Origin of the sequence: Neorhizobium galegae, assembly GCF_021391675.1 — a bacterium.
GTDB classification, from domain to species: domain Bacteria; phylum Pseudomonadota; class Alphaproteobacteria; order Rhizobiales; family Rhizobiaceae; genus Neorhizobium; species Neorhizobium galegae_B.
The window spans coordinates 3,615,596-3,636,188 of sequence record NZ_CP090095.1 but is presented as its reverse complement, the minus strand read 5'-3'; the positions used below and the strand labels follow the sequence as shown (position 1 = coordinate 3,636,188).

Annotated in this window: 15 protein-coding genes; 8 read left to right on the top strand and 7 right to left on the bottom strand. The window is 63.0% G+C overall.

The window, feature by feature from the left end; translation table 11 throughout:
- The first annotated feature begins 12 nt into the window (after positions 1 to 12).
- Together LZK81_RS18035 and LZK81_RS18030 are read left to right on the top strand one after the other, a co-directional pair.
- Positions 13 to 717, top strand: coding sequence for a GntR family transcriptional regulator (locus tag LZK81_RS18035; RefSeq protein WP_233954128.1), 705 nt, complete (start codon positions 13 to 15; stop codon positions 715 to 717).
- Between the two features lie 22 nt (positions 718 to 739).
- A complete protein-coding gene (locus LZK81_RS18030) occupies positions 740 to 2,731 on the top strand; it encodes an alpha-glucosidase (RefSeq protein WP_233954127.1) in 1,992 nt (663 codons plus the stop codon).
- A gap of 158 nt (positions 2,732 to 2,889) precedes the next feature.
- Here LZK81_RS18030 and LZK81_RS18025 read toward each other — a convergent pair whose 3' ends face one another.
- The 3 genes from LZK81_RS18025 to LZK81_RS18015 are packed head-to-tail and all read right to left on the bottom strand — an operon-like array spanning position 2,890 to position 5,900.
- On the bottom strand, positions 2,890 to 3,531 hold the full coding sequence (locus LZK81_RS18025) for a ThuA domain-containing protein (RefSeq protein ID WP_233954126.1): 642 nt from the start codon (positions 3,529 to 3,531) through the stop codon (positions 2,890 to 2,892).
- A gap of 18 nt (positions 3,532 to 3,549) precedes the next feature.
- On the bottom strand, positions 3,550 to 4,653 hold the full coding sequence (locus tag LZK81_RS18020) for a Gfo/Idh/MocA family protein (RefSeq protein WP_046624607.1): 1,104 nt from the start codon (positions 4,651 to 4,653) through the stop codon (positions 3,550 to 3,552).
- A gap of 47 nt (positions 4,654 to 4,700) precedes the next feature.
- Positions 4,701 to 5,900, bottom strand: a complete 1,200-nt coding sequence (locus tag LZK81_RS18015; RefSeq protein WP_046624608.1) for an ROK family transcriptional regulator — start codon at positions 5,898 to 5,900, stop codon at positions 4,701 to 4,703.
- Positions 5,901 to 6,132: 232 nt separating this feature from the next.
- Between LZK81_RS18015 and LZK81_RS18010 the strand changes: the two genes are divergently transcribed.
- The 4 genes from LZK81_RS18010 (at position 6,133) to LZK81_RS17995 (ending at position 10,436) form a co-directional block, all read left to right on the top strand.
- The gene (locus LZK81_RS18010) at positions 6,133 to 7,428 is read left to right on the top strand and encodes an ABC transporter substrate-binding protein (RefSeq protein WP_233954125.1); all 1,296 of its coding nucleotides are present in this window, start codon (positions 6,133 to 6,135) and stop codon (positions 7,426 to 7,428) included.
- A gap of 111 nt (positions 7,429 to 7,539) precedes the next feature.
- Positions 7,540 to 8,466, top strand: coding sequence for a carbohydrate ABC transporter permease (locus LZK81_RS18005; RefSeq protein WP_233956613.1), 927 nt, complete (start codon positions 7,540 to 7,542; stop codon positions 8,464 to 8,466).
- Positions 8,459 to 9,343 carry a carbohydrate ABC transporter permease gene (locus LZK81_RS18000; RefSeq protein WP_233954124.1) on the top strand — a complete coding sequence of 295 codons (885 nt, stop codon included), beginning with the start codon at positions 8,459 to 8,461 and terminating at the stop codon, positions 9,341 to 9,343. Before LZK81_RS18005 ends, LZK81_RS18000 begins: the two co-directional genes overlap by 8 nt.
- Before the next feature lie 22 nt (positions 9,344 to 9,365).
- The gene (locus LZK81_RS17995) at positions 9,366 to 10,436 is read left to right on the top strand and encodes an ABC transporter ATP-binding protein (RefSeq protein WP_233954123.1); all 1,071 of its coding nucleotides are present in this window, start codon (positions 9,366 to 9,368) and stop codon (positions 10,434 to 10,436) included.
- 23 nt (positions 10,437 to 10,459) lie between these two features.
- Here the strand turns inward: LZK81_RS17995 and LZK81_RS17990 are convergent, their stop codons facing one another.
- The 4 genes from LZK81_RS17990 to LZK81_RS17975 form a co-directional block, all read right to left on the bottom strand.
- Positions 10,460 to 11,080 (bottom strand): nucleoside triphosphate hydrolase, encoded by a 621-nt coding sequence (locus LZK81_RS17990; protein ID WP_046624611.1) that lies wholly within the window; start codon positions 11,078 to 11,080, stop codon positions 10,460 to 10,462.
- A gap of 106 nt (positions 11,081 to 11,186) precedes the next feature.
- Positions 11,187 to 13,499, bottom strand: a complete 2,313-nt coding sequence (locus LZK81_RS17985) for a xanthine dehydrogenase family protein molybdopterin-binding subunit (RefSeq protein ID WP_233954122.1) — start codon at positions 13,497 to 13,499, stop codon at positions 11,187 to 11,189.
- A 205-nt stretch (positions 13,500 to 13,704) separates the two neighbouring features.
- Positions 13,705 to 14,700 (bottom strand): MDR family oxidoreductase, encoded by a 996-nt coding sequence (locus LZK81_RS17980; RefSeq protein WP_305037965.1) that lies wholly within the window; start codon positions 14,698 to 14,700, stop codon positions 13,705 to 13,707.
- Between the two features lie 32 nt (positions 14,701 to 14,732).
- Positions 14,733 to 15,491, bottom strand: a complete 759-nt coding sequence (locus tag LZK81_RS17975; protein ID WP_233954121.1) for a FadR/GntR family transcriptional regulator — start codon at positions 15,489 to 15,491, stop codon at positions 14,733 to 14,735.
- Between the two features lie 201 nt (positions 15,492 to 15,692).
- Between LZK81_RS17975 and LZK81_RS17970 the strand changes: the two genes are divergently transcribed.
- On the top strand, positions 15,693 to 17,105 hold the full coding sequence (locus tag LZK81_RS17970; protein WP_233954120.1) for an FAD-binding oxidoreductase: 1,413 nt from the start codon (positions 15,693 to 15,695) through the stop codon (positions 17,103 to 17,105).
- Positions 17,106 to 20,582, top strand: coding sequence for an indolepyruvate ferredoxin oxidoreductase family protein (locus LZK81_RS17965; protein WP_233954119.1), 3,477 nt, complete (start codon positions 17,106 to 17,108; stop codon positions 20,580 to 20,582).
- The last annotated feature ends 11 nt before the right edge of the window (positions 20,583 to 20,593 follow it).

The window sequence follows — 20,593 nt, the reverse complement described above, 5'->3', positions numbered from 1 at the left end:
GGGAAACGGCTTATGGACAGTTATCCGGGCAGCCTGCCGATCTATCTGCAAATTGCCGAGCTGCTGGTTCGTGACATCGCGGCCGGCCGGCTCGTCGATGGCGAGAAGCTGGCGCCCGAGCGCGACATGGCGGTGCAGCTCGGCATTGCCGTCGGCACGCTGCGCAAGGCGCTGGCGGAACTGCAGAACCGCGGGCTCCTGGAGCGGGTGCAGGGGTCAGGCAACTACGTCCGAGCGATCAGCGATCCGAAGAGCGTTTATGCGATGTTCCGGCTGGAACTGATCCAGGGCGGCGGTCTGCCGACTGCGGAATTGCTCGACGTGATGCGGCTCGACAAACCCAAGGACCTGCCGAAGTTCGGCTTTTCGCCGGAAGGCCATCGCATCCGCCGCATCCGCCGGCTGTCGGGCAAAGTCGCGGCACTCGAGGAGATCTGGCTCGACGGTTCCTATGTGGCGGCGATCACCCCGGAGGAGCTGTCGGAGTCCCTCTATCTCTACTACCGCACCCGGCTGGGTCTTTGGATCGTCCGGGCGGAAGACAAGATCGACCTCGACACCGTGCCCGACTGGGCGCCGCCTGCCTTCGGCCAGAAGCCGGGCGCGCCGATCCCCCACGTGCTCCGGACGAGCCAGACACAGGACGGCGCCCTGGCCGAGGTTTCCCGCACATGGTTCGACCATTCCGTGGCGCGATACGTATCGCGGCTGCGGTAGACAACAATCGAGTACCGACAAGATGAAATTCGAGACGACACAAGACGGTTTTTCCATATCGCTGAACGGCCGCAGCATCCTGCGGCACAGCGCTGCCTCGCCATGCATATTCGTCGGCCAGGGACAGGAGCGGATGGACATGTACCGCGGCAATTTCGAGGTCGAGGATTACATCGTCGAGCGCAGCGCGCTGCGCCATGCGGATGTCGATGGCAACACGATCAGCCTTTCGGAGGCCGAGGGCCGGGCGCCGCGGCTGGAACTGACGGTCTCGGAAACCGCCGTGCACTTCCGCTCATTGGACGAGACGATCAACCGCTTCTGGATCCGAATTCATGCGGACACTGACGAGCATGTCTGGGGCGGCGGCGAGCAGATGTCCTATTTCGACATGCGCGGGCGCCGCTTCCCGCTCTGGACCTCGGAGCCCGGCGTCGGCCGCGACAAGACGAGCGAGATCACCTTCAAGTCTGACCTGAAGGACAAGGCGGGTGGCGACTATTACAACACAAACTACCCGCAGCCGACCTACATCTCCTCGTCGCGTTACGCGCTGCATGTGGAGACGACCGCCTATTCCGTCTTCGATTTTCGCCGCAAGACGTTTCACGAGATCGAAGCCTGGGCGGTGCCGGAGCGGATCGAACTGTTTGCCGCCCCGAATTTCGTCGAACTGGTCGAGGCGCTGTCGCTGCGGTTCGGGCGGCAGCCGGAGCTGCCGGACTGGGTCTACAAGGGCGCGATCATCGGCCTCAAGGACGGCGTCAATTCCTTCGAGCGGCTGGAAAAGATGCGCAGTGCCGGCGTCCAGGTCTCCGGCCTCTGGTGCGAGGATTGGGTCGGCCTTCGCCAGACCTCGTTCGGATCGCGGCTGTTCTGGGACTGGCGGGCGAATGACGAGCGTTATCCGGACCTGCGCCAGCGTATCGCGGAGCTGAACGGCGAAGGCATCCGCTTCCTCGGCTACGTCAATCCCTATCTCTGTGTCGATGGTTCACTGTTTCCGGAAGCCGAAGCGGCGGGCTATTTCGCCAAGGATCAGCTCGGCCGCACGGCGATCGTCGATTTCGGCGAGTTCGATTGTGGCGTCGTCGATTTCACCAATCGGCAAGCGGCCGATTGGTTTGCCGAGGAGGTCATCGGTCGCCGTATGCTGGATTTCGGGCTGACGGGCTGGATGGCCGATTTCGGCGAATACCTGCCGATCGACGTGGAACTTGCGAACGGCATCGATGCCAAGCTGATGCACAATGCCTGGCCGACCCTCTGGGCCGAAGTCAACGCCAAGGCGATCGCCAGCCGCGGCAAGACGGGCGAGGCGCTGTTCTTCATGCGGGCCGGCTTCACCGGCGTGCAGAAACATTGCCCGCTGCTGTGGGGCGGCGACCAGTCGGTGGATTTTTCGCGCCATGACGGGCTCGTCACCGTGATGTGCGCGGCGCTTTCATCCGGCCTGTTGGGCAATGCTTATCACCACTCCGATATCGGCGGCTATACGAGCCTGTTCGGCAATGTCCGCACGCCGGAACTGCTGATGCGATGGGCGGAAATGGCGGCCTTCACGTCGGTCATGCGCAGCCACGAGGGCAACCGGCCACGTGACAATATCCAGATCGACCAAGACCCTGAGGTTTTGGAACATTTTGCGCGGATGACGCGGATTTATGTGCATCTGGCGCCGTACCTGAAGACGCTATCCAAGGAAGCTGTCACGCGAGGTCTGCCGGTGCAGCGGCCGCTTTTCCTGCATCACGAACACGATCCGAAGACCTATGCCATCCAGGATGCCTATCTCTACGGCTCGGAACTGCTGGTGGCGCCCGTCTGGCATGCAGCGCAGGAGGTGCGGAACGTCTATCTGCCGGAAGGGATGAGGTGGGTGCATGTGTGGAGCGGGAAGGAATATGCAGGTGGGGAAGATGTGACGGTTGCGTCGCCGATCGGTAGCCCGCCGGTGTTTTATCGGACGGATGCGTCGTTTGCGGAGATGTTTGCAGCGTTGAAGGGAATGTGAGGCGCTGCGGCAAATTCCCAATCTCCCCCCTTGCGGGGGAGATGTCACCGGAGGTGACAGAGGGGGGGTGCAGCGAACTCAGTTGTCGAAGAATGTGCCGCAGCACCCCCCTCTGCCCTGCCGGGCATCTCCCCCGCAAGGGGGGAGATCAGACTGCCTCACCGCGCCGCCCAGTTCGCGCCGCGGCGGAAGATCGTCTTCATCTGCGGCACGTCGAATTCTTTCGCCTGGTGGCCGAGCGAGGAATAGAAGACGCGGCCCTTGCCGTATTTGCGTTTCCAGACGACCGGCATCACCACCCCGTCGATCCAGTAGGCGTGGTCGCCGGTAAACGTGGTCGTGGCCAGCACCTCGTTCGAGGGGTCGACATGCATGTAATATTGCTCGGACGTGTAGGGGAAATCGGTGATCCCCTCCATCAAGGGATCATCCGGCCGTGTGATGTTGACCGTGTAGTCGATGATGTTGCCTGGATGGGCGACCCATTGGCCGCCGATGATGAACTGGTAGTCGACCGACTCGCGGAATGCGTCGCCTGCGCCGCCGTGATAACCGGCAATGCCGACGCCCTTCTCAACGGCTGCGGCGAGGTTCTTCACCTCCTCCTTCTCGATCTTCGACATGGTCATGATCGGCACGATGAGGCTCAGATCGTGAATGGATGGGTCGGCGAAGGCCTCGGTCGAATGTTCGAGATAGACCTTGAAACCGTCTTCCTCGAGCATGTCCTTGATGATTTCGGCGCATTCCTGCGGTTCGTGGCCGCTCCAGCCGCCCCATACGATGAGTGCTTCACGCATTTTGTTCGTCCTCCAGAATTATTTCGCCAGCCGTCCATCGACGAGCGATTCCGACAGCGGAGCGGGCCGCTCCGTGGCCGTGGTGATCTTGATCGTGCGCCCTTCGGCGGACGCCGTGTGAAAGGCTTCCATGACCTCCAGCACATGCAGCGCCAGATCGCCGTTCGCCCGGTGCGGTCGGTTGGAACGGATCGCGTGGGCCAGGTCCGCGACGCCGATCGAGCGGTAGTTGCCGTCCGCATAGGGCAGGGTGGTGGGCTGGTCCTCGAACTGGCCGCCCTTCTTCAGATAACCGACAGGCCCCTCGAAACGGTTCGGGTCCGGAACGATCAGCGTGCCCTCGGTGCCGTAGACTTCCAGCGGCACATGTTTGTGGCCGGCGACGTCGAAGCTCATGCCGATCTGAACGACCGCGCCGTTGGCAAAGGCCATGACACCGGCCACATGGGTCGGAACATGTACCGGAATGCGCTCGCCGTTGCGCGGCTCGCTGGTGATGATGCGCTCCTTGCGGGGCGTGATGGCAAAGCCCGCGACCTGCGAGACCGGGCCAAGCAGGTTGACGAGATCGGTGATGTAATAGGGACCCATGTCGAGCATCGGACCGCCGCCGACCTCGTAATAGAAGGCCGGGTTCGGATGCCAGCGCTCGTGGCCCGGGCACATGAAGGTCGCGGTGCCGCCGACAGGCAGGCCGATGACGCCCTGGTCGATCAGTTCGCGGGCGGTCTGGTGGCCGCCGCCGAGGAAGGTGTCGGGGGCAGCGCCGATGCGCAGACCCTTGGCCTTGGCGGCTTCCGCCAATTTTTTCCCTTCCGCGAAATTAATTCCGAGCGGTTTTTCCGAATAGGTGTGCTTGCCCGCGTCGAGCGCCTGCAGGGCAACAGTGACATGCGCCTTGGGGATCGTCAGGTTGACGATGATCTCGATCTTCGGATCGGCGAGCAGCTCATCGACGGTACGGGCCTGGAGATTGAATTCGGAGGCTTTCGCATCGGCCAGATCGCGGTTGAGATCGGCCAGTCCGCGGATATCGAGGATCGGAAAGGCTGTGGTCATCGCTTTCAGATAGGCGCCCGAAATATTGCCGCATCCGATGATGCCGATACCGACTTTATCCATAGTTTCCTCCCGATGAATGCTGATGATTTCTGGTGCCTTGGCGCGCGTCAGAGCGCCGGCCCGGTGGTGCTCCAGGGCGATTCGTAAAGCTCGTAAAGTGCGACGGCGGCAGCTCCCTGCGCCCAGAAATCGTCGGTCGAATCGTCGAAGACGAGTTCGCTGACGCCTTTCAGCGACGGCGGAATGGCGAGCGCATAGGCATCGCGCAGGCTGTTCAGGAACGGTTCGCCGAGCGCCAGCGATGAGCCGACGAGGATGACACGCGGCGGCGCAAACAGCGTGACGATATTGGCGACCGTCAGCCCGACAGCCTCGCCGGCGCGAACGGCTGCGGCGATCAGCCGGTCGTCGTCGGCCTGGATCAGTGCCTGGACATGGGTCATGCCGCGGCCGAGCCTTACTGCTTCGGCAAAGCGCCCGTCCGCCTGCTGCTCGCCGAGGATGGCGCTTTCTCCGGCCTGGCTCGAAAGCCTCACGATGCCCTGCGGTCCCGTGCCGAGCACGAGATCGCCGAGATTGTGGCTGAGGCCGCCGGCGCCGCGGAAAAGCCGGTTGCCGTGCAGCACGCCGAGGCCCAGTGTCTGTTCGAGCGAGATCAGGACCATATCCTGCAGATCGCGGGCCTTGCCGAACCAGTGATGGCCAAGCGTGATAGCATGAGCATCGCTCTCGACGATCGTCGGGGTCGACAGGCGCGCCGACATTTCGGCAGCAAAATCAATGTTGATCTCGCGAAAGATCGGGCTCGAACGGACATGCCCGGTGCGGTGTTCGATGACGCCCGGAAGCCCGAGGCAGACGCTGTCGACATCCTCCAGCGACAGGCCGGCATCGACGACGCAGCGGCGCACGCCGTCCTCCACGAGGTCGGCGATGACGGCGATCGGCTGGCGGTCGATCCGGATCGGCAGGGTGAGCTTGGAGAGTACGTCGCCGCGGAAATTGGTGACGACGAAGACCATGCGGCTTGCAGCAATCTTGGCGCCGACGACGCGGGCGGCATCCGGATTGACTTCCAGCATGACGCGCGGCCGGCCACGCACCGCCTCGTTGCGGATATCGCCCTCGTGGCGCGTCAGGATCAGCCCGTCATCCAGCAGCGAACCGGTGATGGCGGAAACGGTGGTTGTCGAAAGTTCGGTGCGCTCGGAAATTTCGACGCGGGAGATGGGACCGCGCCGCCGGATCGTATCCAGCACGCTGAGGCGGTTCATCGCACGCATGAGTTCTGGATCGGCGGTTTTCATCTCTTCTGCGCACTCGTCGGCTTTTGCACCGAACCGTCATTTAATTCGAGGTGCAAATTAAATCCGCTTTGTTCTAGAGCCGATTTTGGGCGGTGTGCAATAGATAAAAGCAGGGAAAGGCGCAAATTTCGCCAAAATCCGGGAATGTCGCGTGGGGCTATTGACAGATGCGACAGGCTTGCCGATTATTTAATTCGGATACAGGAATAAAGCTTTGGGAGGAGCGCCTTCAATGTCCAACAGATATCACAGGATGCGTCTGATTTCCGCGACCGCCGTCGCTCTCGCGGGTGGCCTCTTTACGGCCGGCGTTGCTGCGGCGGACAGCGTCATTCGCTGGATGCATGTCGAGCAGGTGCCTGGGAACATAGCCGTCTGGAACCAGATCGCCAAGGATTTCGAGGCCAAGCACCCCGGCGTCAAGGTCGAACTGCAATTCCTCGAAAACCAGGCCTTCAAAGCCAAGCTGCCGACGCTTCTGCAGTCGAACGATGCGCCGAGCATCTTCTATAGCTGGGGTGGCGGCGTGCTCAAGGCGCAGTCCGAGACCGGCACGCTGCGGCCGATCAATGCGGCGCTCGATGCCAACGGAGGGGAATGGCGCAAGTCGGTGAATGCCTCCGCGGTCGACGGTCTGACCTTCGACGGCAAGGTCTGGGCTTCGCCCTTCAAGAGCGGCCTCGTTTCCTTCTATTACAACAAGGAATTGTTCAAGAAGGCCGGCGTCGATGCCTCGAAGATCGCGACCTGGGACGATTTCCTCGGTGCCGTCAAGGCGCTGAAGCAGGCAGGCGTGACGCCGATTGCCGGCGGCGGGCGGGACAAGTGGCCCCTGCATTTCTACTGGAGTTATCTCTCGATGCGCGAGGCGGGGCAAAAGGGCTTTGCCGACGCCAAGGCAGGCAAGAACGATGGATTCGCCGGCAAGCCTTTCGTCAAGGCCGGCGAGCGCATGGCTGAGCTCGGCAAGCTTGAACCGTTCCAGAACGGCTATCTGGGTGCAACCTGGAACGATGCGCTTGCCACGTTCGGCGATGGCCGTGCCGCGCTCATCCTGAGCTTCGAGAATACGCCCGCGACCCAGGCGTCGAATTCGACGAGCCGCAAAGGCCTTGCCGACGACAATATCGGTCGCTTCCCCTTCCCCGTCGTCAGCGGAGGGCCCGGTGTTACCACCGACAGTTTCGGCGGTCTCAACGGATGGGTGGTCACCAAGAACGCGCCGCCTGAAACCGAAGAATTCCTCCGCTACATGGCGAGCGTCGACGTGCAGAAGGTGCTCGCCAGGGATACGCAGATCATGCCCGTCGCCAAGGGTGCGAGCGAAGCGATCTCCAAGCCGCTGCTGAAGGAAGTTGCCGAAGCTCTTGCCAGGGAAACCTGGCACCAGAACTTCCTCGACCAGGATCTCGGTCCCAATGTTGGCGCGATCGTCAACGACGTCAGCGTGGAAGTGGTTTCCGGCGGCATGAAGCCGGCTGCCGCCGCGCAGCAGATCGAGGATGCCTATTCTCTCGAGCGCAAGTAAGCGCAGTGCCGGCGCTCCTTGAGGTCCTGACCCCGGGAGCGCCGGTTCCTGTTTTCGCCTGACGCCGTTTTGCAGCCTGAAAGGCTCGAAAAATCGATGAGCGATACGCTGATGTCTGCCAACGCCGTGCCTTCCGGGAAAACGCTTGCGGTCTCGCGGCGCAGCAAGCGGTCGCTCGCCAACAGCAAGTGGCCGGTGCTGATCCTGTTCCTGCCGCCGGCGCTTCTTGTGTTCACGGTGCTGGTCATTCTGCCCATGGGCGAAGCCGCCTGGTATTCCTTCTACAACTGGAACGGCTATGGTAGCCCGACGCAATGGGTTGGCTGGCGCAACTACCAGCTCATTTTCCGCAACAGTGCCTTCACCCAGGCACTGATCAACAACGGCCTGATCGTGCTCGCCTCGCTCTGCGTGCAGGTGCCGCTGGCGCTCTGGCTGGCGACGATGATTTCCAGCCGGATCAAGGGCGCGCTGTTCTTCCGGCTGATCTTCTTCCTGCCCTACGTGCTTGCGGACGTCGCGGCCGGCATGATCTGGCGTTTCGTCTATGACGGGGATTTCGGTCTCGTCGCCGGCATCTCGCATTTCATCGGCGTCGAACCGCCTTTCTGGCTGGCCGACCGGGACGTGGCGATGTACGCGATATTGGGCGTCGTCGTCTGGAAGTATTTCGGATTTCACATGATGCTCTTCATTGCCGGTCTGCAGGCGATCGACAAGAGCGTGCTGGAAGCGGCAGACATCGACGGTGCGACCGGTTTCCAGAAGTTCCGGCTCGTGACGTTGCCACTGCTCGGCTCCACCGTGCGTCTCTCCGTCTTTTTTGCAGTCGTCGGCTCGCTGCAGCTCTTCGACATGATCATGCCGCTTACCGGCGGCGGCCCGTCGAACTCGACGCAGACGATGGTGACGTTCCTCTATAATTTCGGGGTGACCCGCATGCAGGTCGGGTTCGGCAGCGCCGTCGGCGTGGTGCTGTTCGTGATCTGCGTGACGCTCGCCTTCAGCTACAAGCGGGTATTCATGCGCAATGACTGATATCTCGACAGCACAGCCCATCGATGCCGCCAGCGCGCCGACCTCCGGCCAGCGCATCCGCGCCGGCACGCAGGTCTATATGTACGCGTCGCTGATCATCGTGGCGGCAATCGTGGTGGTGCCGCTCATCACCACTGCGCTCGGAGGCTTCAAGACGCTGGGCGAACTGCGCGGCAACCCCTTCGGCCTGCCGGTGGAATGGCAGTGGTCGAACTACACGGACATCATCATCAGCAAGCGTTACTGGCTGCAGATGAGCAATTCGCTGATCATCGCCCTGCTGACGGTGTTCCTGACATTGACGTTCGGCGCCATGGCGGCCTTCTGTTTCGCGCATATCCGCTTCTTCGGCACCGATTATCTGGTCAACTATTTCCTGATCGGACTGATGTTTCCGGCGGCGACCGCCATCCTGCCACTCTATATCCGCATCCGCGATCTGGGGCTCGTCGATACATATTGGGGCGTGGTGCTGCCGCAGGTCGCGTTCGGCATGGGCATGAGCATCATGCTGTTCCGCAACTATTTTCGCAATCTACCGTCCGAACTCTTCGACGCGGCCTTCGTGGATGGTTGCGGCTACATGCGCTTCTTCTGGCATATCACGCTGCCGCTGTCGCGGCCGATCATCGCCACCGTCGGCATCATCTCCTTCGTCGGCAGCTGGAACAGCTATATCGTGCCGCTGATCATGCTGAATTCGGAGAGCCGCTATCCCTGGCCGCTCGGCATCATGATCTACCGGGGCGAATTCAGCACCGAATGGCAGCTGGTGCTGGCCTTCATCACGCTCACCATTTTGCCCACCATCATCGCCTTTTTCCTGGCCCAGAAGCACATCATCGCCGGTCTGACCGCCGGTGCGGTGAAATCCTGAGCCCTGACCCGGAGTAACTCGCATGGCATCCGTCGAACTCAGACAAGTCCGCAAGGCCTATGGGGCACTCCCGGTCATCCACGGCGTGTCGCTGGCGATTGAAGACGGCCAGTTCGTCGCTCTGGTCGGTCCGTCCGGCTGCGGAAAATCGACGCTGCTGCGGATGATTGCGGGGCTTGAGGAAATCACCGGCGGCGACGTCATCATCGACAACGCAGTGGTCAACGAGCTGACGCCGCGCGAGCGCAACATCGCCATGGTGTTCCAGTCCTATGCGCTCTATCCGCATATGACGGTCGCCGAGAACATGGGCTTCAACCTGCGCCTTTCCGGCACCCCGAAGCCGGTGATTGCCGAACGCGTCGCCGAAGCCGCGCGCATGCTCGACCTCATGCCGCTGCTCGACCGCAAGCCGGCGCAGCTTTCCGGCGGCCAGCGCCAGCGCGTCGCCATGGGCCGGGCGATCGTCCGCAACCCGGCCGTCTTCCTGTTCGACGAGCCGCTCTCCAATCTCGACGCCAAGCTGCGCGTGCAGATGCGCGCCGAGATCAAGCAACTGCACCAGAAGGTCGGGACGACGTCGATCTACGTCACCCACGATCAGATCGAGGCGATGACGCTCGCCGACCGGATCGTCGTCCTCAACCAGGGAAAGGTGGAGCAGGAGGGCACGCCGATGGAACTGTACAAGAAGCCGGCCAACCTCTTCGTCGCCGCCTTCATCGGTTCTCCGGCGATGAACCTTCTCGACGGCACCGTGGATGGCGATGGCGGCGAACCCTCCGCGCGCCTTGGCGACGGAACCGCGATCCGCATCGCGCCGGATCGCAAGGTAAAGCGCGGCCAGGCGATCAAGGTCGGCCTGCGTCCGGAACATCTCAGCCCCGGCATCGGGGGGACTGCGCTTGCCGGGCAGACGCTGCTGGTGGAGCCGACCGGCGCACAGACCCACATCATCTTCGACCTTGCCGGCCACCCGGTGGTCGCGATCGTCGACGGCGAATATCCGGCCCGCTACGGCGCGCGGTTCGAAGCCAACATCCCGGCCGAACAGGTACATGTCTTCGACCGCGAAACGGGCGTGGCCCTCTAGTCCGGCATTGTCCGCAACAGGCCTCAGAAGCTTTCGAGCCTGATGTCGGCAGGCCGCGAGTGGGTGAGGATGTAGCGGCCGTTCGGCAGGTCGTTGCCGTCGAGTTTCCACGCGATCCCCGCCTCGTCGAGCCCGTAATGCACCCAGCGAGCCTTGAGCCGCTCGCGCAGCACGTCCTCCGAAGGGCCGACGAAAATGGTGAAGTCGAACATTTCGGCAAGCCGCGACCAGGGCGCTTCGTCGATCAGCAGGTAATTGCCTTCCGCCAGAACGATATGAGTATCGGGCGAAATCGGGCGGGCCGAGGCGATGGCGATCTCACGCGATCGGTCGAAGACCGGCACCAGCACTTCCTCGTCACCCTGCCGCACCGCCCTCAGGATATCCGCAAAACCGCGCACGTCGAACGTCTGCGGTGCGCCCTTGCGGGGCAACAGGCCGCGGGCTTCCAGGATACCGTTGTCCATATGGAAGCCATCCATCGGCAGGACTTCTGCCAATTCGCCGCGCGCCAGCAGGGCTTCGTGCAGGGCGTCGGCGAGCGTGGATTTTCCCCCGCCCGGCGGGCCGGCGACCGCAACGATGAAGCGCCGGCTATTCTTGGCCCGGTCGATGACGGTGTCGGTGATGTCGTCCAGTGTCATTGCGTCGACGCCTTGCGTTCCAGTTCGCTGAAAGGACTTCTAACGTCCCGCAAGGCGTACACGCAATCCACGAACGGGATAGGCGACCGGCGCGCGGATCGGAGACTTATCGAGCGCCCTCCCTGGCGGCCTTGAGGGCCTCCCAGACCCTGGAGGGCGTTGCGGGCATATCGAAATCCTTGACACCGGCAGACCGGAGCGCATCCAGGATGGCGTTCATCAGCGTCGGCAGCGCTCCCGTCGTGCCCGCTTCGCCGCCGCCCTTGACGCCGAGCACATTGGTGGGCGAGGGGGCCGGCAGGTCGAAGAAGCGCGGCGTCGGCATGAAGTCGGCTCGCGGCATGAAATAATCCATGAAGCTCGCGGTCAGCATCTGCCCGCTGTCGCGGTCATAAACAATCTGCTCGCCAAACACCTGGCCCGCGCCCTGGGCAAGACCGCCATGCATCTGGCCTTCGAGCAGCGTGTGGTTGATGACATGGCCGGCATCGTCGACGCCGATATAGGACGTGACTTTCGTGTCGCCGGTATTCGGGTCGATCTCCACTTCGGCCACATGTACGCCGCCGGGGAAATTTCGCTCCGGCTGGATCGACGCCAGTGTGTCCAGCGCGTTGCCATCCGGCGTGAGGTTACGGGCGGCCAGTTCCAGAAGCGAGATCGACATGTTGGTGCCGGCCACCCTGTAGTGGCCGTGATCGAATTCGATGTCGGTTTCGGAGGCTTCCAGCGTCTCGGCGGCGAGCTTCAGGCCCTTCTTCACCACCTCGCGTGAGGTGATCGTCAGGGAGGCGCCGTGCGAGGCCATGGTGCGCGACCCCATCGTGCCGGCACCCTTGAGCTTGTGAGGCGCATGAACGCTGTTGGCGCGCAGGTTGATCAGGTTCTCGTCGATGCCGAGTTCCTTGGCGACCAGCCGCGGCAGCACCGTCTCGTGCCCCTGCCCGGCAGAGCCGGAAAGCGTGTAGAGCGTTAGCGTACCATCCGCCTCGAAGCGGATCTCGGTTTCCTCCGGCATATGGCCGCCGCCCGAAGGCTCGACGAAGACGCCCATGCCGATGCCGCGCAGATGGCCGCGCTGTTCCGATTCCTTCCGGCGGGCTTCGAAACCCTTCCAGTCGGAGATCGAGACGGCCTCTTCCAGCATCGCGACATAGCTGCCGCTGTCGTAAATCGTGGTCGGCGTCTTGTAGGGATAGGCGTCGTCGGGGATCAGGTTCTTCTGGCGGATCTCGATCCGGTCCATACCGAGATCGGTGGCGGCCTGATCGACCAGCCGCTCGACGAAATAATTGATGTCCGGACGGCCGGCGCCACGGTAGGCGGCGATCGGCGAGGTATTGGTGAAGGCGAGGCGGTTGAGCCCGAAGACGGCGGGAATGCGGTAGCAGCCCGTGCCGGTCAACATCGGGTTCAGCACGTTGATCAAGGCTCCGGCCGGCGAATGGTAGGCGCCGAGATCGCAGACGACGTTCATTCGGATGCCGAGGAATTCGCCGGCTTCGCTGAGCGCCATCTCACCGGTGAACCGGACGGCGCGTCCGTGATAATCGGCGAGGAAGCTTTCGGTGCGGCTGGCGGTCCAGCGCACCGGCCGACAGAGTTTCTTTGCGGCAAGCATGATCGCCGCATATTCCGGGTAGGGTGCGCCACGGATGCCGAAGCTGCCACCGACATCGCCCATGTGGTGCCGCACCTTTTCCGGCGGGTGGCCGGTGAAACGGGCAAGGCCATCGGCAAGGCCCGTGCCCTGGCTGGCGGAATAGACGTCGAAGACCTCCGTCTCGGCGTCGTATGCCGCCATGAAGGATTTGAGTTCGAGAGGGTTGGCGGCGACGCGCTGCGACTCGACCGTCAGCGTCGAGATATACGCGGCCTTGGCGAAGGCTTCATCGGCTGTCGCCTTGTCGCCGAAACTGTGCAGGAAGACGAGATTACCCGGCACATCGTCGAAAAGCTGCGGCGCGCCGTCCTCCAGCGCATCCTCCGGATCGATGATCGCCGGCAGATCCTCGTAGTCGACCGCGATCAGCTCGACCGCATCGGCAGCCGCCTCGGCATTGTCGGCCACGACCATGGCAACCGGTTCGCCGACGAAACGGACGCGGTCGGTCGACAGAGCATAGCGGTGCGGTGCCTTGATCTTCATGCCATCGACGCCGGGGAAGGAGACCAGCGGGCCGGGGGCGATCAGGCTCGCTTCGAGCGCATCCCTGCCGGTCAGCACGATATGGACGCCCGGTGCGGCGAGCGCCGCCTCGACATCGATCGAAACGATGCGCGCATGCGGCTGGTCGGCTCTTAAAAAAGCGGCGTAGAGCTGGTTATCCAGCACTTTGTCAGCGGTATATGCGCCCTGGCCGGTAACAAGTCTTATGTCTTCCCGGCGACCGGTGAAGACCTCATGATCACTGTTCAAAAACACTCTCCCACGCCACGCAATTTTCTGCCGTAGATATCTCTACCGCCTCTGGGCCGCGAATGGAAAGCCGCCTCTGCTCGACGAGCGGCGCGCAATCGTCCATGAGGCAGCGTGTGCGGCACACGCCAGGGAAGTGTTTGGGGTAGAGGGGGCAGTCGTGCTCAGCGGCTGATGGCTTGAGCGCTGAGCAGAATACCTTTTTCTACTTCGTCACATCGATCACCACCCGGCCGCGGATCTTGCCGGCGATGATATCCTCGGCAAGCTGCGGCAGGCTGGACATCGGTTCCGTCGTGGTGATCTCCGAAAGCTTGGCGGGATCGAGATCGCGAGCGAGCCGCGCCCATGCCGACAGCCGCTGTTCGCGGGTGGCGATGACGCTGTCGACGCCGATCAGCGTCACGGCGCGCAGGATATGCGGCAGCACGGTGCCGGGAAGGTCGGCACCGCCGGCGAGGCCGCAGGCGGCGATGGCGCAGCCGCGCATGGTCTGGGAGAGCGCGTTGACGAGGGTCGTCGAGCCGACGCTGTCGACGCCGCCGGTCCAGCGCTCCTTCTGCAGCGGGCCGCCCTTTTCGGCAAGCACGGCGCGGTCGATGAAATTGGTGGCGCCGAGCGAGGCGAGGTAGTCGTGGGTTTCCGGCCGTCCCGTGGAGGCGGTGACATTGTAGCCGCGGGCCGCGAGAAGGGCGATTGCAACCGAGCCGACGCCGCCGGCGGCACCCGTGACCAGCACTTCGCCTTCACCCGGCTTGATCGCCCCCCATTTTTCCAGCGCATCGACGCAGAGCGCTGCGGTATATCCTGCGGTGCCGATTGCCATCGCCTGTTCCATCGAGAAGGCGTCGGGCAGGCGGATCAGCCATTCCGGCTTGACGCGCTGGTAGCGGCCAAAGGCGCCCCATTCAGTCTCGGAAAGACCCCAGCCGTTCAACACAACCTTGTCGCCGGCCTTCCATTCCGGCGAGCGGGATTCGACCACGGTGCCGGATAGGTCGATGCCGCCGATCATCGGCATGCGCCGCGCGATGCGGCCCTTGCCGGATATCGCCAGCCCGTCCTTGTAGTTCAATGTCGAATAGGCGATCTCGACCAGCACGTCATTGTCGGGAAGATCGGCGATCGAGATTTCTCTGAAGGCGCCCTTCGGCTTGCCGTCGACGGCATCGATCACCATGGCGGTGAAGGTCTCAGTCATGTCTCTCTCCCGATAGTCTGGTGTGATTGAATTTAGGCGGAGGCCTGCACGGTGGTATCGCGCCTGGCGCGCGCATCGAGCACGGCGGAATAACTTTCGCGCACATAGGCGAGCAGGCGGGCCAGCGCATCGGCGGCCTTTGCATCCTCGCGGCTGCGTACCGCATCGACGATTTCCTGGTGCAGCGAGGCGACGTGGCGGCGTTCGCGCACCCGGAAGACGATCATGTTGGTGATCGGAATGAAAGCCTCGATGACGGTGTACATCATCAGCTTCAACGGGCCGTTGCCGGTCGATTCCACCAGCGCTCTGTGGAAACGCACGTCCGAAGCGCAGAAATCCTCGTCGCTGACAGCTTCGTCGAGCTGCACCGCGATCTCCGCCTCCATCGCAACGAGATCGGTTTCGCTGCGATTTGCGGCGGCCAGCCGGCAGCAGACGGCCTCCGTCTCCAGCCTGGCGGTGATGATCTCTTCGATATCGAAGGCGCCGATGCCGACCAGCAGGGTGGCGGCGCCGGTAATCGCCTTGGACAGGCCTTCCGGGTCCGGCCGCTTGACGAAATTGCCGCCGGTCGGGCCCCGTTTGGAGTGAATAAGGTTCTGGGCGGCGAGGCGCTTCAGGGCCTCGCGCACCGTCGGGCGGGAAATGCCGAAGCTCTTGGCAAGTTCTTCCTCGGTTGGCAGGCGCTCGTCGATCTTCAGCCGGCCGTCCATGATCGCGGAACGGATATTGTCCGATACCTGCCTGGCGATGCCCGTGCGGACGACCTCGTCGTATTTGAGGATCATGTCACCCTTCCCATGGTTCCTGCCATAGTGATGCCACGGGAGGGGCAAAAAGGCTACTGCTTTTTAAATATAGGTTTGACAAATAGGGGAATGGGAATAACCTCGCCCCCAAGAAACAAGGGGACAAGAGGATGGGCGCAATCGCATTCGGTGAAGCCGGAGTGCAGGGCCTTAAGGCAGGATATTCGCGGGAGGGCGTCCTTGTCCTCTGAGCGCGCGAACCGCCTTCTCTCCCACCTCGAAAACCGGCTGGACGCCGCTGCGATCCTCACCGGCGATGCGATTTCGGATGGGTACGCTGCGGATGCCACCGCTCGCGGCGCCCGGCCCGCAGCCGTTCTACGTCCGCGCAATACCGAAGACGTTTCCGCCATTCTTTCCGCCGCCAATGAACTGCGCCAGCCGATTGTCGTGCAGGGCGGACGCACCGGGCTTTCCGGCTCCTCCCGGCCGGTCGAGGGGGAGGTCTCCATCTCGCTCGAACGGATGAACGGCATCGAGTCGATCGACATTGCGGCCCAGACGATGATCGTCCAAGCTGGCACGCCGCTGCAGGTCGTGCAGGAGGCGGCGAGCGATGCGGGCCTGTTCTTCGGCGTCGATATCGGTGCGCGCGGCACGGCGACGGTCGGCGGTAATATCGGCGCCAATGCCGGCGGCATCCGGGTTCTGCGTTACGGCATGTACCGGGCGCAGGTCATGGGTCTGGAAGCGGTGCTGGCGGACGGGACCATGCTTTCCTCCCTCAAGGGGCTGCCGAAGGACAATTCCGGTTACGACCTCAATCCGCTGTTCATCGGCACCGAAGGCACGATCGGGGTCGTGACCCGCGCCTGCCTCAAACTGCATCCGAAGCCGCGGATCGAGCGTAACGCCTTCGTGGCGCTGCCGTCGCTGAAAGCGGCGCAAGATCTTCTGGCAAGGCTGCGCGTGGAACTCTCCGGCCTGCTTTCCGCCTTCGAGGCGATCTTTCCAAACGTTTATGAAGGCACGGTCGACTACATGGGCATCCGCCCGCCGGTCGAAAAAGGGGCCGGCATGTATGCCATGGTCGAGATCCAGGGCCAGGCGCCGGATCAGGACAACGAGCGTTTCGAAGCGGCGCTTGCCGCCGCATTGGAAGACGGGCTCGCCACCGACGTGGTGCTCTCCAATTCGCTGCGCGAGTTCAACGGGCTCTGGGGCATTCGCGACGGCATCAACGATTATCTGTTCGGTACCGGGGTGATGATCGGTTTCGATATTTCCGTGTCGCTTTCCCGCATGCAGGAATTCCTCGACAAGGCCGCACTCGCCATCGACGAGATCGATCCGGAGGCGCGGAGCTATATTTTTGGCCATCTGGGCGACGGCAACCTGCATTACTGCATGTTCAGCCATCACGAGAAAAAGGTCGCCGAGGCGATCTTTGCGGGCATCGAGGCGGTCGGCGGTGGTGTTTCCGCCGAGCACGGCATCGGGACCGACAAGGTGAAGTATCTGAAATATGCCCGCAGCGGGGCCGAGATCGCCACCATGCGCCGGCTGAAATCCGCATTCGATCCGAATTATATTCTCAATCGCGGCCGGGTCTTCGAGGCGCCGGTGTCCGTGCAGCAGGTGGAGCGCGCGTAGATGTCGATCCATATCGCACCGGATACGAACCTCTCGGATAGCAAGGTCAGCCTCGACGACCGTTATACGCTGGAAAAAGGCCGTATCCTGGTGTCGGGCACACAGGCGCTGGTGCGCCTGCCGATGATCCAGCGCCAGCGGGATCAGGCGCGAGGCTTGAATACTGCCGGTTATGTTTCCGGCTACCGCGGTTCGCCGCTTGCCGGTTTCGACCGGGAGATGGGACGTGCGAAGAAATTTCTCGATGCGAGCCATGTAAAATTCCATCCGGGACTCAACGAGGACATGGCGGCGACAGCCGTGTGGGGCACGCAGCAGACCGGCATGTTCCAGGGCGTGCGTTACGACGGCGTGTTCGGCATGTGGTACGGCAAGGGGCCGGGCGTAGACCGCAGCATGGACGTGATCCGCCATGCCAATGCGATCGGCACCAATCCCAACGGAGGCGTGCTGCTGCTGGTCGGCGACGATCACGGCGCGGTATCCTCCACCCTGCCGCACCAGAGCGAGCACAACCTGATCTCAGCCATGGTGCCGCTGCTGTCGCCTGCCGGCGTCGGCGAATATATCGAATACGGCCTGCTCGGTTTTGCGATGAGCCGCTATTCCGGCGCCTGGATCGGCTTCAAATGCCAGACCGAGATCGTCGAATGTTCGGCGACGGTCGATCTCGATCCGGACAAGCCGCAGATCGTTTTCCCCGACGAGACTTTCGCGCCCGACGGCCTGTCGTTGCGCTGGCCGGACGGGCCGCATGCGATGGAACTGCGGCTCGAGCGCAAGATGCTCGCCGTGCAGGCCTTTGCCCGCGCCAACGGTCTCGACCGCGCGATCTGGGGAACCACGGGCCGCGCTCGTCTCGGCATCGTCTCGACCGGCAAATCCTGGCTCGATCTTTTAGGCGCCCTGGCGCTGCTCGGCATCAACGAAGCCCGTGCCGCCGAACTCGGCATCGCGCTCTACAAGGTCGGGATGGTCTGGCCGCTTGAGCCGCAGGGGATCGCGGAATTCGCTTCCCGTATCGACGAACTGCTCGTGGTCGAGGAAAAACGCTCGATCCTCGAAGACCAGATCAAGGCGCAGCTTTTCAACCTGCCCACTGAGCGGCGTCCGCGCGTGTTCGGTAAGGTGGGCGAGAGTGGTTCAACGCTGCTGCAGGCGATCGGCGAGATCAATACGCTCTCGGTCGCCAAGGCCATTCTCTCGCGGCTCGGTACACTCGACGAGGCGCTGCAGGCGAGAGCGCGTTTCGTCGAAGAGATGACGCTTGCTCTTGGGGTGGAGGCGACCGCGCTGAAACGCGAGGCCTATTTCTGCTCGGGCTGTCCGCACAGCGTCTCGACCCGCCTGCCGGCGGGAAGCCGTGCCTCCACCGGCATTGGCTGCCACATGATGATCATCGGCAACGAGGACCGCAACACCTCGACCTTCACCCAGATGGGCGGCGAGGGCGGTGCCTGGATCGGCCTGTCGCCCTTCACCGACGAGAAGCATATCTTCGTCAACATGGGCGACGGGACCTATTTCCATTCGGGCCTGCTCGCCATCCGTGCCGGGATCGCGGCGAGGGTCAACGCCACCTACAAGATCCTCTATAACGACGCCGTCGCCATGACCGGTGGCCAGAAACATGATGGCGACGTTACCGTGCCTGGCATTGTCGGGCAGATGCTGGCCGAAGGTGCGGCGCGCGTCGTGGTGGTCGCCGAGCGGCCGGAGGTCTGGCAGGGCAATCTGCCGCGCGAAGTGTCCATCCACCACCGCGACGAACTCGACGCGGTGCAGCGCGAGCTGCGCGACATCCCCGGCGTGACGGTGCTGGTCTATGATCAGGTCTGTGCCGCCGAAAAGCGCCGCCGGCGCAAGCGCGGCGCCTATCCGGTCTCGGACAAACGTGCCTTCATCAACGAGCTGGTCTGCGAAGGCTGCGGCGACTGTTCCGCCGTCTCCAATTGCATTTCGATCGAGCCGCAGGAAACCGAATTCGGCCGCAAGCGGCGCATCAACCAGTCGAGCTGCAATACCGATCTGTCCTGCATCAAGGGCTTCTGTCCGAGCTTCGTCACCGTCGAGGGCGGGAGCATCCGCAAGCCGGCGGCGAAGTCGAGATCGGTGAAGACCGACGATCTGCCGCTGCCCGTGTTCACCGCGACCTTCGAGACCCCCTACAGCATGCTGCTCGCCGGCATCGGCGGTACCGGCGTCATCACCGTCAGCGCTATCCTCGCCCAGGCGGCTTTGCTCGACGGACTGGTCCTGCTGACGCTCGACCAGACCGGGCTTGCCCAGAAGAACGGTTCGGTCGTGTCACATATCCGGCTGGCGAAGGACCCGGCGCAGATCAATGCGGTGCGGATCGGCCCCGGCGAGAGCGACCTCGTGCTCGGTTTCGATATCGTCGTCGCCGCGCAGAAGAATTCGCTCGCCTCGTTTGCGAAGAACAAGACGCGCGCCGTCATCGACGACCATTTTGCACCGACCGCTTCCTTCGTGAAGGATACGACGATCGATTTCCGGCAGGAAGCCACGCTGAAATCGCTGCGTCGTGCTGCCGGTGACGAGGCCGTCGAGACGGTTCCCGCAACCGACATAGCAACCGCGCTGCTGGGTGACGCGATTGCTGCGAACATGTTCCTGCTCGGCCATGCCTGGCAGCGCGGGCTGGTGCCGATCAGCCTCACCGCCCTCGACAAGGCGATCGAGCTCAATGGCACCGGCATCGCTATGAATCGCGCCGCCTTTGGGTGGGGCCGCCGTGCCGCCGTCGATCCGGAAGCCGTCGCCCGTGAGGCTGGCCTCACAAAGTCGGAGCCGAAGGCCGAGACGCTGGAGGAGATGGTTGCCAAGCGGGTCACTTTCCTGACCGATTACCAGAATGCCGCCTATGCCGGGCGCTACAAGGGTTTGCTGGATATCGCGAAATCGGCCGAGGCGCAGCTGCGAGGCATGACCGGTTTTGCCGAGGCGGTGGCGAAAAACGCTTTCAAGCTGATGGCCTACAAGGACGAATACGAGGTCGCCCGGCTGCATCGGGACCGGAGCTTTGAGAAGAAACTCGCCGAGCAGTTCGAAGGCGATTTCAGGATCAGGCATCACCTGGCGCCGCCGATGATCGCCAAGATCGACCGGCGCACCGGCCATCCCGCCAAGATCGCCTTTGGCGCATGGATCCGACCCGCCTTCGCGGTGCTCGAAAAGTTGAAATTCCTGCGCGGCACGTCCTTTGATCCTTTCGGCCGCACGGCCGAGCGACGGATGGAGCGGCAGCTGATCGCGGACTATTTCGATCTCGTGACCGAGCTTTCGGCCGGGCTCGATATCGGCAATCATGCGCTCGCCGTCGAGCTCGCCGGCCTGCCGGACATGGTTCGCGGCTTCGGCCATGTGAAGCTCGCATCCGTCGAGCGCTTCGAGAAGCGCAAAGCCGATCTCCTTGCGAAATGGCGGGCGAGGGAGCCGCTCACCCATGTCGCGTAACCGTTCCCGTA

Excerpts from the sequence above, each read along its gene's own strand:
- LZK81_RS18035 (WP_233954128.1), top strand. The coding sequence starts at position 13 with ATGGACAGTTATCCGGGCAGCCTGCCGATCTATCTGCAAATTGCCGAG.
- LZK81_RS18030 (WP_233954127.1), top strand. The coding sequence starts at position 740 with ATGAAATTCGAGACGACACAAGACGGTTTTTCCATATCGCTGAACGGC.
- LZK81_RS18025 (WP_233954126.1), bottom strand. The coding sequence starts at position 3,531 with ATGCGTGAAGCACTCATCGTATGGGGCGGCTGGAGCGGCCACGAACCG.
- LZK81_RS18020 (WP_046624607.1), bottom strand. The coding sequence starts at position 4,653 with ATGGATAAAGTCGGTATCGGCATCATCGGATGCGGCAATATTTCGGGC.
- LZK81_RS18015 (WP_046624608.1), bottom strand. The coding sequence starts at position 5,900 with ATGAAAACCGCCGATCCAGAACTCATGCGTGCGATGAACCGCCTCAGC.
- LZK81_RS18010 (WP_233954125.1), top strand. The coding sequence starts at position 6,133 with ATGTCCAACAGATATCACAGGATGCGTCTGATTTCCGCGACCGCCGTC.
- LZK81_RS18005 (WP_233956613.1), top strand. The coding sequence starts at position 7,540 with ATGTCTGCCAACGCCGTGCCTTCCGGGAAAACGCTTGCGGTCTCGCGG.
- LZK81_RS18000 (WP_233954124.1), top strand. The coding sequence starts at position 8,459 with ATGACTGATATCTCGACAGCACAGCCCATCGATGCCGCCAGCGCGCCG.
- LZK81_RS17995 (WP_233954123.1), top strand. The coding sequence starts at position 9,366 with ATGGCATCCGTCGAACTCAGACAAGTCCGCAAGGCCTATGGGGCACTC.
- LZK81_RS17990 (WP_046624611.1), bottom strand. The coding sequence starts at position 11,080 with ATGACACTGGACGACATCACCGACACCGTCATCGACCGGGCCAAGAAT.
- LZK81_RS17980 (WP_305037965.1), bottom strand. The coding sequence starts at position 14,700 with ATGACTGAGACCTTCACCGCCATGGTGATCGATGCCGTCGACGGCAAG.
- LZK81_RS17975 (WP_233954121.1), bottom strand. The coding sequence starts at position 15,491 with ATGATCCTCAAATACGACGAGGTCGTCCGCACGGGCATCGCCAGGCAG.
- LZK81_RS17965 (WP_233954119.1), top strand. The coding sequence starts at position 17,106 with ATGTCGATCCATATCGCACCGGATACGAACCTCTCGGATAGCAAGGTC.